This is a genomic window from Fibrisoma montanum (assembly GCF_003583365.1).
In the GTDB taxonomy this organism is placed as follows: Bacteria; Bacteroidota; Bacteroidia; order Cytophagales; family Spirosomataceae; genus Fibrisoma; species Fibrisoma montanum.
Genome location: NZ_QXED01000002.1, coordinates 46,045 through 59,248, shown reverse-complemented (window position 1 = coordinate 59,248; position 13,204 = coordinate 46,045). Strand labels below are relative to the sequence as shown.

The window sequence follows — 13,204 nt, the reverse complement described above, 5'->3', positions numbered from 1 at the left end:
AACGCTTAACCTCGTAGTTACTAAACCATATTGAATGGACCTGAAGGTATGAACATCGCCGTAATCGCTACGTCATCACGCAAAAACAGCAACTCCCTCCGCTTCAGCAACTACGTCAAGCACGTACTGACGGAGTCGGGCCAGCATGAAGTAAGTGTCGTTGACTTTGTAGACTATGATATTCCGTACGTTGGGCAGGGTTCGGTAAAACCCGATACACTGACCCCGTTTCAGCAGAAGCTGATCACGGCCTGGCAAAACGCTGACATTGTCATCTTTGCCATGCCCGAATATAACTGGACCGCTCCGCCACAGGCCACCAACGCGATTCATCAGTTGGGAGGACCGCATTTTAAGCACCTGTTCGAAGGCAAAGTGTTTGCGATGGTCGGCATTTCCAACGGCCGGGGTGGCCGCCAGCCGGCACTCGACATGACAACGGTAGTCAACAAGGTGATCAGCTTCACGAACAGCTACTCGATCGTATCGCCCAAACTGTACGAATCGCACGAAACCGACAAGAATCTGGATGAAAACGGCCACTTCAATGGCCACGAGGTGTACGGTCGTACGTCGAAGGCTTTTCTGGAGTACACCCTGAATGTAGCCCACCGCTGGTTGCAGCCATCGCTGGTGGAAAAAGTTTAGAGAGGAGGAATGGAGAAAGGGAAGAAAGGAGGAAGGGGAAATACGTTGTCGACTGCCCTTTTCTCCTTTCTTCCTTTCCTCCCTCCTCCTTTTCCCTTAATTCATTAATTCTTTCTGGTACAGGCCCACGAGCGTATCGACGGCGTAGTCAATTTCCTCGGTGGTGTTGTATTTACCGAACGAGAACCGGACGTAACCCCGATCCGGGTCGATTCCGGGCAGGGCCGCCAGCACGTGTGAGCCAACGTTGGAGCCGCTTGAGCAGGCCGACCCACCCGACGCCGAAATTTTCGCAATATCAAGGTTGAACAACAGCATATCGCTGATGTCGGACGGGGGCAGGCTCACGTTCAGAACCGTATACAGGCTACCGTCAATGTTAGCTGAATCCCCGTTAAACTGCACTTCCGGTAATTTCTCCCGCAACTGCTCAATCATCCGGCGTTTGAGCCCGGTAATGTGCCGGCGGTGCTGCTCCATGTCGCGGTAAGCGATTTCAAGGGCTTTGGCCAGGCCAACTATACCGTAAATATTTTCGGTACCGCCCCGCATGTTACGCTCCTGCGCCCCCCCGTGGATGAACGGCATAATCTTCGTCCGGCCGGCGTTGACATACAGGAAGCCAACCCCTTTCGGTCCGTGAAACTTATGAGCCGCCCCCACGATGAAATCAACCGGCAGCTCCTGCAGGTTATGGCGGAAGTGCCCCATCGTCTGCACCGTATCTGAATGAAAAATAGCCTCGTACTGCCGGCACAGCTCACCTACCCGATTCAGATCCAGCAGGTTGCCAATCTCATTATTGCCGTGCATCAACGACACCAGCGAACGCGGGTGGCTCCGCAGCAACTCTTCCAGATGCGCCAGGTCAATGTGGCCGTTCTCATCCACGTTGACCAGACTCAGTTCGACACGACCATGCCTGGCCAGGTGTTCCAGCGTATGCAGCACGGCATGGTGCTCCAGGGGCGACGTAATGGCGTGCGTCAGGCCGTAGGTTTCAATGCTGCTGCGGATAGCCGTGTTGTCGGCTTCGGTTCCGCCCGAGGTAAAAAAGATTTCGGCGGGCGACGTATTCAGCAGCATCGCCACGGTTTTGCGAGCCTTCTCGACGGCGGTACGTACCGTCCGGCCGTGGCTGTGAATCGATGACGGATTACCAAAATGATCGGTCAATAAAGGTAGCATAGCGTCCAGCACTTCAGGATCGAGCCGGGTCGTTGCTGCATTGTCTAAGTAAACGGGGGCGTGAGGGGTGGTCATTATCAAGCTGATAGAATTGGCAATCGCACGAACAAAAGTACGATTACCGGCCTGATTAGTCAACGCGATGATCCAGCCGGAGGTTCAGTTGTCCAAACAAGTGTGTTCGGGAGAACGTTTTGCACAGAAACGACCATTCAATTCATGATTGACATTGACCAGGCTGCCCGGCTTATCTACCAGAAATTACTGTTCTGGACCCGGTCGGCCATTAGCTACGTTCCAGAAATTATTACGGCTGTTCTGGTCGTAATCATCTTTAATTTTTTATCCCGCTACGTTCGTCGCATCGTCATTCGCGGGTTCGATCGGTTCAGCAACAACGTATCGCTCATCAACCTGACGGGTGCCCTGGCGCAGGTCGTGGTTTTGGCCGTCGGGGTGTTTGTAGCGCTGGGCATGCTCGGGCTCGACAAAACCGTTACGTCGCTGCTGGCGGGCGCCGGGGTGCTGGCGCTTGCCGTTGGTTTCGCCTTTCAGGACCTGACAGCCAATTTTATCTCGGGTACGATGATTGCCCTGGCCCGCCCTATTCAGGTTGGCGATGTTGTAGAAACCAACGGCTTCACGGGCCGCGTACTGGACATTAAGCTCCGGTCCATCCTGCTTGATAATTTTCAGGGCCAGACCGTCGAGATCCCCAGTAAAGACGTCTTTCAGAAGTCGATCACCAACTTCTCCCGCATCGGCCAGCGACGTATTGAACTGAACTTTGCCATCTCCTACATCGACGATCTGACCAAAGCCCAGCAGCTGGCCGCACAGGCCATTCAGGCGCTGCCGTTTGTTCGCAAAGACAAGCGCGTGGAAGTGTATTACAAAGGATTCACCAACGACAATGTGCAGGGTTTTGTCTGGTTCTGGATCGATCAGCCGGATGTGAACCCGCCCCTGGCGCTCAGCGAAGCCCTGAAAGCCTTGAAAACCACGTTCGACCAGAACGATATCCTGATGATGTTCCCGCCCCATACGTTTGATTTGAAGAAACGCAAGCAGGAGGAGATGAAGGCATAACGCTAACGCGTCACTTCTTCTAAAATGGTTTTTAGCTGCTCATCTTTAGTTCCTTCAATAAGTGCAGCTACTTTACCAGTCTTATCTATTACAATGAAAGCCGGACTACTAAACATCTGAAATTTACGAGCAAATCCATATGAGTCAGGTATGGGAACAAAAGGTAATGTTTCCTCCTTAATATGATCTGCTACTTCTTGTTTAGAGTTGTTGATAATGCCCAGGGAAACGACCTGGTAAGGTGCAATCGCTTTACCAAAAGCATCTGCCCGCCCCTTAGTCCAAAAAGGTTTATTCAGACTAAGCCAGAAACTAAGTACAACGGGCTGTCCTTTCAGATCAGTAGAACGATATGTCTTACCATCTGCTCCTTTCATGATAAATAACGGTATCTCCTGGCCTATCTTAAGCTGTAAGGTCGAATCTCGGTAGTCAAATCCGTGGGTGTCATGTTCCTCAGAAGTAGCACGGCGTAACTTGTATGAACTTGCTTGACCATATTCGTCATAGACTGGCTCCAAATGGTATGCATAAGGATCCGGCTTGATAAGCCCTTGATACTCTTGAAACGAAATACGTCTTCCTGTTACCTTATCAACGATAGGTGTGTTTTCGCTTATCTGATTCCGTACAGTAATTTGAGCAGATGTGTCAGAAACACTTAGAAAAAGCGCGGTTAAAACAATTGATAGCACGAGTTTATATTTATCCAGGATCATAGAAATATTTTGTTTCTCGAATATAAACTCGTGCTGATTACCTACAATTATCAATAACATATTTGTCTACTTGTCCTAAGGCCGAATAACCGTTCCGTCTTTTTTCCGCGTGGCCCCCCAGCTGTAATCGAACGTCGGGCCATCCGGGAACGGGAATTTTGCCGCTACCTTCTCATTGATTTCGACGCCGTGGCCCGGCTTTTCCTGCGCATACATGTAGCCGTCTTTCACCGTTGGGCAGCCCGGGAACACCTCCTGCGTGTTTTCCGGAAACACGTACCCTTCATGAATGCCGAAGTTGTAGCTGGCCAGTTCGAGGGCAAGCTGCGACGCATGCGCAACGGGCGAGGCATCGCCGGGTCCGTGCCAGGCTGTTTTTACGCCGAAGAATTCACACATCGCCTGCACCTTGCGGGCCGGGCTGAGGCCACCAATCTGCGAGATGTGGATCCGGATAAAGTCAATCAGCCGGTCCTTGATCAGCGGTACGTATTCGTGCTGTGTGTTGAACAGCTCGCCCATGGCCAGCGGTACGGTCGTTTGCTGGCGCAGGAGTTTGAAATGATCGTTGTCTTCGGGCGGGAACGGATCTTCGATGAAAAACGGCCGGTAGGGCTCTACGGTCTTGCATATCTGCACGGCCTGACTCAGGCTCACCCGTTCGTGGATGTCGTGGAGCAGTTCAACCTCGTCGCCCAGCTTCACGCGCAGGTGTTCGAACAGTTTGGGAACGCTTTTGACGTAGGCATTGGGATCGAAAACCAGCTTGGGATTGGTCGGACCGGGCACCGTAACGGCGGGCGTTGCCAGTCCGGCCTGCGTCCCCGACGTACCAACCGAACTCGCGGGCGTGCCGGTAGGGCCTTTGGCACCATAGACAGCGTTGCCTTTCAACCCCATCTGCACCCGGACGTGCCGGTAGCCCCGTTCCATGGCCGCCCGGGCCGAATCCTCAACCTCCTCCGGGCTGCTGCCCTGGGCGTGAAAATAGAGGTCGGCCCCGGCGCGGCACTTACCACCCAGCAGTTGGTAGAGCGGCATGTTGGCCCGTTTGGCTTTGATGTCCCACAGCGCCATATCGACCCCACTCATGGCGTTGAACAGCACCGGGCCGTTGCGCCAGTATGAACTTACGTACGACGACTGCCAGATGTCCTCGATCTCGTCGGCGTTGCGCCCCATCAGGAACGGCTTGAGGTATTTCTCAATGGCCGTGTGCACGACGTAGGCCCGCTGCGTGAACGTAGCGCAGCCGATGCCATAGAGCCCCGGTTCGCTGGTTTCGATCTTGACAACAACGAGCCGAATACCATTCGGACTGGTCAGGATCGTTTTTACATCGGTGATGGTCAGGGGTGGCAGGCCGTTGAGTGTTTTGGGCCTGGGCTGCTGGGCTAGGGCTTCTGGCACGGGTGCGAGGCTGGCTGCACTGAGCGCAGCCCCGGTGGTTAATTGCTGGAGAAGGGTTCGGCGGTTCATGGTGGAAACAATTTAGTGTAGAAAGCCAAACCGAACATTCACCTACTAACTTCGGTTAGGGTTCAACTTAGTACCAATACAAACAATGCCAAAACGATTTTTCCCGGTAAGCTTAACGCTACTGCTGCTTTTACTGCCATGCCTTCTCATCGCTCAAGACTATGAGCGTGAAACCCGCGCCCGGCAGGCCTTTTGGACTGAGGTGAACCTGATGTATAAAACCAAAGGCCGCTGGTCGTTTCAGCTTGATCATCAGTACCGGCGCCAGGCTGAAGACAATAATGGCCGCGACTGGAACGTATTCCGGTACCCGTTACTGCAGGTATTCCGGCCGTGGGTTAGCTACCAGCTTTCTACTCCCGTTCGGCTGTCGCTTTCACCCGTTGGGTTATGGTGGAACTGGGGCCGAACCAGCGAATACCAGCCACTGACGTTTTTTCAGGAAGTTCGTGTCATTCCCCAGTTGCAGATTACAAAGCCATTAGGCGATGGCGAGTTCATCCAGCGATTCCGTACTGAACTCCGCTGGCCCTCCCAGACCGACACACTGGCTACGACCTATATTTTTCTGTCCGACGGCGAATCGCAGCAGGTCCTGGCCGACCGCTTCAACATCCGGCTGCGGGCGATGGCGCGCTGGCTGAACCCGGTGTTCAAACGGTCGGCTACCGACAAACGGTGGTACACGCACGTCAGTCTTGAACCTATGGTCGTTGTTTCACGCTCCATCACCCGGTTCGACCAGAACCGGACGTACGTGGCTATGGGCCGCCGGCTGAACGACCACATTCGCTTTGAACTGGGTTATCTGAATCAGTTCTCGATACAAACCAATGCTGCCGACCGGCTCAGAACATTCCGGTTCAATAATGCCCTGCACGTGTATATGTATCTCGAAAACTTCCGGCGGTCAAAGAGTCAGCCGGATTCCGGCCCGGAATAAAATTTGCACTTGTCAGTACAACATCTAAAACATTTTCATACCTTAAACAGGAATTATTACAATCAAAACTTACATAAATACCACTACTTACGTATAAATAACTATCGTTATGAAATCAGGCTTACTCATTAGTGGGCTACTCCTGCTGGTAGCTGTTCAGGCAAACGCTCAGCAAAAAAAACCACAGCCTCAGACGATCTATATCCCGCAAACAGTATACCAGGGACCTGTCATCGATTATACGTACCACGATGGCGTCATACGGTTGCGGGACGGCACGACTCTGAAAGGCCGCTTCCAATTTAACGGCCGTAAAACGTTTATCTACAGAGCCGGAGCGCAGGCCCCACAGCAGAAATTTGGGTTTTCAAGCATCCGGCGATTGGCGCTGGTGGGTGCCGATACGCTGGTTACGGCCCGTACCGACTCTACCATCTTCGTTCGGATGGGTACTCGCCTGTACCGGGAGCTGGCCAGTGGCCCAACGATGGTAATGGATCAAGTCTATACTGTTGATGAAGACCGCGGAAAAATTGGCAGCCGTATCTACGTCCTCGACGATGCCGGCAAGTTTCACCGGTTCAGCTCGTTGCAGAAGCTAAACCGGTGGTTTTATGCGTATCAGGAACAGGTTGGGCAAAAAGCCGCTGACGTATTTCTCAATAAAACCGAGATTGCCAGGGCCGTAGCCCAGTTGAACCGGCAGTGAAACCACAAAAAAGCCGCTCCCAATCCTGGCAGCGGCTTTCCTAATTTAAGTGGTATATTATTTGGATTAGGTTTTGCGGTATTGCTGAATGATTCGATAGAGCGCTTTTTGCTTTTCCAGCTCCGGAAAAAACTCAAACAACTGCACGTGAGCGTCGTAATTGAGCGATAAAGCGGCTTCCAAATGTAGCAAAGCTTCTCGATAATACCCAGCATGAATCAAATAAACTGCTGAACGGTAGTACAGATCCGGCTCTTTCGGCATTTCGTCGATGCCCAGCTGAATGATCTCGTTGGCTTTCATGAAGTCGCCCTGATCGAAGGGCACCAGCGACCACGTCAGGTACACGTCCGGATTGGTCGTATCCACCTCGGCCGCTTTCTGAAACGCTTCCACGCTCGACATCACGTTGCCGATTTTATATTCTGTTTCGGCCAGCGCCAGCAGATATTCGCCGTTCTGATCGTTCAGTTTGATAGCTTTCTGCAGGAACGGCAGGGCTTCGTACCATTTGCCGGATTCGCTCAGGCAAACCCCGATGCCAAACCAGGCCTCGTCCCACATGGAATCCAGCTTAATGGCCTCGCGGTATTCCTTGATTGCTTCCGGCAACCGGTCCTGCTTTTCCAGACTGGCCCCCAGGTGGCAGAACGTATCGGCCGTTGCTTCTTCATATTTCAGCGTTTCGCGGTAGCAGACTTCGGCTTTTTCGAACAAACCCAGGTTCATATACGTGTTACCCAGGTTAAAATGCGCCGAGGCAAAGTCTTCCTTGATCAGCGTCGCGTATTCATACGCTTCGGCCGCTTCGGCATACCGGGACAGTTTGCTGTAGGCAATGCCAATGTTATACCAGGCATTGTAGGCATACGGGTCCGCATCAATCAGTTGTTCGTAATAGGACAGGCTGTTCTCAAGCTCACCCGTAACGTCGAGGCAAAACGCCAGTTCGTACAAGGCATTCTCGTTATTGATATTCAGGGCAATAGCCTGTTTATACTGTTCAATGGCTTCGTCGTATTTTCCCCAGTTCTGATAACTCTGCCCCAGCTGAAACAGAATATCATCTTTTTCCTCAGCGCGATCGAGCAGTTCTTCCAGCACTTGCACCGACTCCTCGTAGCGACCGGCCATGCCCAGCACTGAGCCCTGCATGTAAGGTACGTCGAGATCACCCGGATTAAACAAACCGGCCCGTTCCAGCAACTCCAGCGATTCGTCGAATTTCTGGAAATTGGCCAGAATCTGGGCCTTGTCGAGCATCAGCTCCAATGCGTAAGGGAAGTTGTCCAGACCGGCCTCGGCGGCCTTAAGGGCTTTGTCCAGATCGCCCTGGCTAAGGTAGTGTTCGACCATCTGTTCATACACATCCAGGTCGAAAAATTGACTTTCCTGCTGGTCCAGCATCTGTTCAAAACGCCGGATAGACTCTTTTATATCACCTTCTCGTTCCTCAAACTCTTGCTCCATGTCGTTACCTCAGCGGGTTAAGTGGGGGTCGGATAGGGGCCGCAGCCATCGGCGCGGTTTATCCTTTGGCAGTAGAAATATAAACGGAAAAAGATAATTCCGCAACCCCCGGACCGAAATTTTACGAACGGTACTGGGGGTCTCCAAGCGCGTCTGCCACGCGCCGAAGGGTTTGATCTAACGAGTGGTATTGTAAACCAACCACTTGCTCAATCCGGCGTCCATCGTACTGATAACGCGAACTGGCCGACCTGGCCGTTTCGCGGGTAATCAGGGGGGCTTTACCCGTTGCCCACGATCGAACAGCCTCCAATGGCCACAGGATTCGGGTCAGAACAGGCGGCACCCGCACACTCGGTGGTCGCTTCCCCAACACCGTTGCCAGTTTATGTAACAAGTCTTTGTACGGAATGGTGCCCGCGTTCAGGATGTACCGACGGGCCGCGTCGGGCTCAGGGGCATGGTCGTGTGCCATAAGTTGGAACAACGCTTCAGCAACGTCCAGAACATCAACGTAGTTAATTAGCCCTTCGGGGTAAAATCGTTTTTCATCGTACACGTATTTAATTAGCTGCAGGCTGCTCCGCGTCCAGTCGCCGACGCCCAGCACCACCGATGGATTCACCATCACCGCATCCAGCCCTTCGGCTACCCCCCGCCAGACTTCAAGTTCAGCACGGTATTTCGTTTTTGCGTAGGTTGAATTATTCGGAGAATCCTCCCATTTCTGTTTTTCGGTAATCATAACCGGATTAGCAGACCTGGGGCCTTTTGCCGTCGGCCGACCGAGTGCCGCCACGGAACTGACGTAACCCAGCTTACGGACACCCGCTTTCAAGCACACGTTGACGACGTTTGCGGTGCCGGCTACGTTAATCGTTTCCATCCGGTTGCGGTCTTTTGGCGTAAACGACACGATGGCAGCCGCATGAATTACGTCAATGCCGCCGGTTCGCCGGTGCGGTTCATCCAGAAGGGCCGCTTCCAGCGAAGGAATGTCCAGGATGTCGCCTTCGTGCCAGATGATCTGGTCGGCTACGTCGGTCAGCATACCATGACTACGCTCGGGCCGGTGAAGGGCTTCGACCTGATAACCAGCCGCGAGGAAGCGCCGGGCGATGTGAGAACCAATGAAGCCCGTTGCCCCGGTGATGAACACCGTTTTAGGTAATGATGAGGTCATTCAGGATGCGTTCGAGGGTGAGGAAGCCAGGGGCAGGTCTTTGATGGACTTGAAGTTTTTGATCTCAACCCAATTCAGGAAATTATTCGTGGCGGCTTCGGTGTTCTCCATACTAGTCCGGCGTGTTTGCGTAAACATAACAACGTTCGGCCCTGAATTGCTAATTTCGCGCCCAAATCAGTTTGTTGTTTGTAGTTCGTGGTGGTCGTTGGGCTAACTACAAACTACAAACTACAAACCACAAACCACAATATGGCATTAGAAAATCCACAACGCTATACCGTTACGGCGGCCCTGATCTACGCCAATGGCCCCATCCACATCGGCCACCTGGCTGGCTGTTACCTGCCCGCCGATATCTACGTCCGCTACCTCCGCTCGACGGGTAAGGATGTTGCCTTTATCAGCGGCACTGATGAGCACGGCGTTCCCATCACGATTAAAGCCAAGAAAGAGGGGATATCGCCACAGCAGGTTGTCGATAAATACTACGGCCAGATCAAACAGTCGTTCGCGGACTTCGGCATTTCGTTCGATATTTATTCCCGCACGACCAATCCGGTGCATCACGAGACTTCGCAGGAGTTTTTCACAAAACTGTACGACCAGGGCGACTTCGTGGAAGAAGTGACTGAGCAATACTACGATGAAGTGGCGGGACAGTTTCTGGCCGACCGCTACATCGTCGGGACCTGTCCCGTCTGCGGCAATCCGAACGCATACGGTGACCAGTGCGAACGGTGTGGTACGGCCCTCAGCCCGCTCGAACTGATTGAACCGCACTCAACCCTGTCGGGCTCCAAGCCGGTGCTGCGTACGACCAAGAACTGGAATTTGCCCCTCGACCGGATGCAGCCGCAGATTGAGGCCTACGTCAACAGCCATACCGAGTGGAAAACCAATGTGTTCGGTCAGTGCCAGTCGTGGCTGAAAGAAGGGCTGCGCCCCCGCGCCATGACCCGCGATCTGGACTGGGGTGTTAAGGTACCGCTGCCCGACACCGAAGGTAAAGTGCTCTACGTCTGGTTCGACGCGCCGATTGGCTACATTTCGATGACCAAAGAGTGGGCTGCTGAGCAGGGCCGCGACTGGGAGTTGTACTGGCGCGATCAGCACACCAAACTGGTGCACTTCATCGGTAAAGACAACATTGTATTCCACTGCATCATCTTCCCGGCGATGCTGATGGCGGAGGGCAGCTTTATTCTGGCCGACAACGTACCGGCCAACGAGTTCATGAACCTGGAGGGCGACAAAATTTCGACGTCGCGGAACTGGGCCGTCTGGCTGCACGAGTATCTGCAGGAGTTGCCTGATAAGCAGGACGTACTGCGCTACGTGCTGGCGGCCAATGCGCCGGAAACCAAAGACAGTGAGTTTACCTGGAAGGATTTTCAGGCCCGCAACAACAACGAACTGGTGGCCGTGTTTGGCAACTTCGTGAACCGGGCCGTGGTGCTGACCCAGAAGTTCTGCGATGGCAAAGTGCCCGTTGCCGGCGACCTGACCGATTACGATCGTGAGGTGCTCGACGAATTGGCTCAGTTCCCCGACCGGATCGGACAGGCCATCTATCAGTTCCGGTTCCGCGAAGCCCTGGGTTACCTGATGGATCTGGCGCGGCTGGGGAACAAATACCTGGCCGAAACCCAGCCTTGGCAGGTTATTAAAACCGATCAGTTGCGGGTAAACACGATCATGAACATCGCGTTGCAGATCACCGCCAACCTGGCCATTGTCTGCGAGCCGTTTCTGCCCTTCACCGCCCAGAAGCTGTGCGATCAGTTGCTGATCAAAGACCGGCTGGACTGGACCAACGCGGGTCGCGCGGACATACTGGTCGAAGGGCACGAGCTGGGTAAGGGCGACCTGCTGTTCGCCAAGATTGAAGACGATACTATTAACCAACAAATTCAGAAATTACTGGACGCCAAGCGTATGAATGAACTGGCCACTAAGGAAGTACCAGCCGCTAAAACGGAAATCACCTACGACGACTTTGCCAAAATGGACATCCGGATCGGCACCATTCTGGAAGCGGAACGAGTTCCCAAAAGCGACAAGCTCCTGAAACTGAAAGTAGACGACGGTACCGGCCAGCGGCAGATTCTGAGCGGCATTGCCAAACACTTCGCCCCTGAAGATATCATTGGAAAGCAGGTGACGTTCCTGGCGAACCTGGCTCCCCGCAAGATGATGGGCCTGGAATCGCAGGGCATGATCCTGATGGCCGAAGACCGGGATGGCAGCCTGTCGCTGATCGCCCCGGATAAAACGGTGTGGAACGGCGGGACGGTGAGTTAACGTGAATTGAAAGTACCCTTTCAGCCATCATTAAGCTTTTTTTGTCATCCCGACCAAAGGATCGGGATGACAAACAGCGGCTATTGTGGCTCAAATGTTATCCATCATTCACGTCAAATAACATCTATAGTCAACCTTTCAAAGCGTGGTCGGCCGTAACGCTCTGGCTTGACCAGATACGTTTGGCGGTCCAGTCCTCGGCCGGTGCCGACCAGAACGGATTGGATGTGGGCAGTCCCAGCGGCAGAAACGCGACCGAGCACAGGTACAGGCTGCCCGTCGAGATATACGTTTCGCCGATAGCGGGCTGGTGACCACACAAGCCAATCTGCAGCCAGCCTTTGTCATTGAACGTGCCCGGTACGTCCATGGTCCGGTGAATGACGGCGGTTAAAGCGCTACGTACCTGACCCAGCGATAGCTCTTTCGGCAATTGCCCCTGTAGCGCTACCTGCGCCAGCAGTTGAAACGCCCCGCAGCGGTACGCCAGCGACCGGCCGAAGGCGGCAAATGAGCCGTCTGGCGCAATGAGTCGCTCCTGTACCATCGCATACCGCTGGGCGCGGGCCAGAATCGTGTCGTACAGTTCTTTAGTGGCTTTTCCAGCGTCGAGGAGAGTTTTTACTACGTCCAGCAGCATCGGCTGAATAACGTAGCTGTTGTAATAATCCCAGTGGAAGTCAGGCCCATCCCCGTATGCCCCGTCGCCTTTGTACCAGTTCAGGTGCTGCTTGATGGCGTAGTCCATCCGCATTTCGTCGGCCGAGCCGGTGAACTTCAGGAGCGCGGCCTCGACCATCGCGCTGAACAGAAGCCAGTTGTTATACGGCGGCTTTATGACGCGGCTGGATTGCAGGGCAGTCACTACGTTTTTCTGCTGATCGGCGGTCAGCCCAGACCAGATTTTAGGGGCCCGCACGAGTCCGTGCGCTAGAAAAGCCGCGTCGACCAACGGCTGACCGTTTCGGGTGAAATTCAGAAAATCCGGCGATTTGGGATCGACACCGTTGGCAATGGCTTGTCGCGCGAGGTCCAGGTACCGCTTCCGCGAACGGCCCTCCGCCGACTCATCCGCTTCGAGGTCAAGCCAGGGAGCGATGCCCGCCACCGTCCGACCGAGCGCTTCCAGGTGCGAGACCACCTTCCGGCTCGCGTCCTGCCCCGGTGCCGACTCAATCGGCATGGACGCCTTCAGGCGGTTCTGCGCCAGGGCTGTTAGTACCGGATCGGCCACTTTTAGTAAGGTTTGCAGCCAATACGCCCGCTCGTCGGCATTAGTACGGTTCAATGAACTGGCAAGCTCATCGCGATTTCCAATTCCAATGTTACCTGCAGCGGATTTATAATCCGCCATCACAAATGGCCACGAAGATAATAAGCCAGCAAATGTTCGTCGTTTCATGGTAGTTTCAACAATCCTAATAGAGCAGTCACCAACGGCTTTCTACTCAATAAGCCTGTATGTACCTATC

Annotated in this window: 12 protein-coding genes; 5 read left to right on the top strand and 7 right to left on the bottom strand. The window is 53.7% G+C overall.

Going from position 1 to position 13,204, the window contains the following annotated elements:
- Positions 1 to 48 precede the first annotated feature (48 nt).
- A complete protein-coding gene (locus tag DYU11_RS06105) occupies positions 49 to 648 on the top strand; it encodes an NAD(P)H-dependent oxidoreductase (RefSeq protein WP_119666776.1) in 600 nt (199 codons plus the stop codon).
- A 96-nt stretch (positions 649 to 744) separates the two neighbouring features.
- On the opposite strand, the gene DYU11_RS06100 is transcribed toward DYU11_RS06105, so the two are convergent.
- Positions 745 to 1,911: a cysteine desulfurase family protein gene (locus DYU11_RS06100; RefSeq protein ID WP_119667480.1), complete on the bottom strand. Its 1,167-nt coding sequence runs from the start codon at positions 1,909 to 1,911 to the stop codon at positions 745 to 747.
- 144 nt (positions 1,912 to 2,055) lie between these two features.
- Between DYU11_RS06100 and DYU11_RS06095 the strand changes: the two genes are divergently transcribed.
- Positions 2,056 to 2,925, top strand: a complete 870-nt coding sequence (locus tag DYU11_RS06095) for a mechanosensitive ion channel family protein (protein ID WP_119666775.1) — start codon at positions 2,056 to 2,058, stop codon at positions 2,923 to 2,925.
- Between the two features lie 2 nt (positions 2,926 to 2,927).
- Here the strand turns inward: DYU11_RS06095 and DYU11_RS06090 are convergent, their stop codons facing one another.
- Positions 2,928 to 3,644 carry a peroxiredoxin family protein gene (locus DYU11_RS06090; RefSeq protein ID WP_158600222.1) on the bottom strand — a complete coding sequence of 239 codons (717 nt, stop codon included), beginning with the start codon at positions 3,642 to 3,644 and terminating at the stop codon, positions 2,928 to 2,930.
- A 75-nt stretch (positions 3,645 to 3,719) separates the two neighbouring features.
- Positions 3,720 to 5,123 (bottom strand): enolase C-terminal domain-like protein, encoded by a 1,404-nt coding sequence (locus DYU11_RS06085; RefSeq protein WP_119666773.1) that lies wholly within the window; start codon positions 5,121 to 5,123, stop codon positions 3,720 to 3,722.
- Between the two features lie 85 nt (positions 5,124 to 5,208).
- Between DYU11_RS06085 and DYU11_RS06080 the strand changes: the two genes are divergently transcribed.
- Together DYU11_RS06080 and DYU11_RS06075 are read left to right on the top strand one after the other, a co-directional pair.
- Positions 5,209 to 6,066, top strand: coding sequence for a DUF2490 domain-containing protein (locus DYU11_RS06080; RefSeq protein ID WP_119666772.1), 858 nt, complete (start codon positions 5,209 to 5,211; stop codon positions 6,064 to 6,066).
- Between the two features lie 109 nt (positions 6,067 to 6,175).
- Positions 6,176 to 6,775, top strand: coding sequence for a hypothetical protein (locus DYU11_RS06075; RefSeq protein ID WP_119666771.1), 600 nt, complete (start codon positions 6,176 to 6,178; stop codon positions 6,773 to 6,775).
- A gap of 66 nt (positions 6,776 to 6,841) precedes the next feature.
- Here DYU11_RS06075 and DYU11_RS06070 read toward each other — a convergent pair whose 3' ends face one another.
- The 3 genes from DYU11_RS06070 to DYU11_RS33170 all read right to left on the bottom strand — a co-directional run bounded on the left by DYU11_RS06070 (position 6,842) and on the right by DYU11_RS33170 (position 9,566).
- A complete protein-coding gene (locus DYU11_RS06070) occupies positions 6,842 to 8,245 on the bottom strand; it encodes a tetratricopeptide repeat protein (protein WP_119666770.1) in 1,404 nt (467 codons plus the stop codon).
- A gap of 121 nt (positions 8,246 to 8,366) precedes the next feature.
- A complete protein-coding gene (locus DYU11_RS06065; protein WP_119666769.1) occupies positions 8,367 to 9,428 on the bottom strand; it encodes an SDR family NAD(P)-dependent oxidoreductase in 1,062 nt (353 codons plus the stop codon).
- Positions 9,429 to 9,566: a hypothetical protein gene (locus tag DYU11_RS33170; protein ID WP_158600221.1), complete on the bottom strand. Its 138-nt coding sequence runs from the start codon at positions 9,564 to 9,566 to the stop codon at positions 9,429 to 9,431.
- A 114-nt stretch (positions 9,567 to 9,680) separates the two neighbouring features.
- Between DYU11_RS33170 and metG the strand changes: the two genes are divergently transcribed.
- Positions 9,681 to 11,732: a methionine--tRNA ligase gene (metG, locus tag DYU11_RS06060; RefSeq protein WP_119666768.1), complete on the top strand. Its 2,052-nt coding sequence runs from the start codon at positions 9,681 to 9,683 to the stop codon at positions 11,730 to 11,732.
- Positions 11,733 to 11,862: 130 nt separating this feature from the next.
- On the opposite strand, the gene DYU11_RS06055 is transcribed toward metG, so the two are convergent.
- The gene (locus tag DYU11_RS06055; RefSeq protein ID WP_119666767.1) at positions 11,863 to 13,134 is read right to left on the bottom strand and encodes a DUF2264 domain-containing protein; all 1,272 of its coding nucleotides are present in this window, start codon (positions 13,132 to 13,134) and stop codon (positions 11,863 to 11,865) included.
- Positions 13,135 to 13,204: the final 70 nt, after the last annotated feature.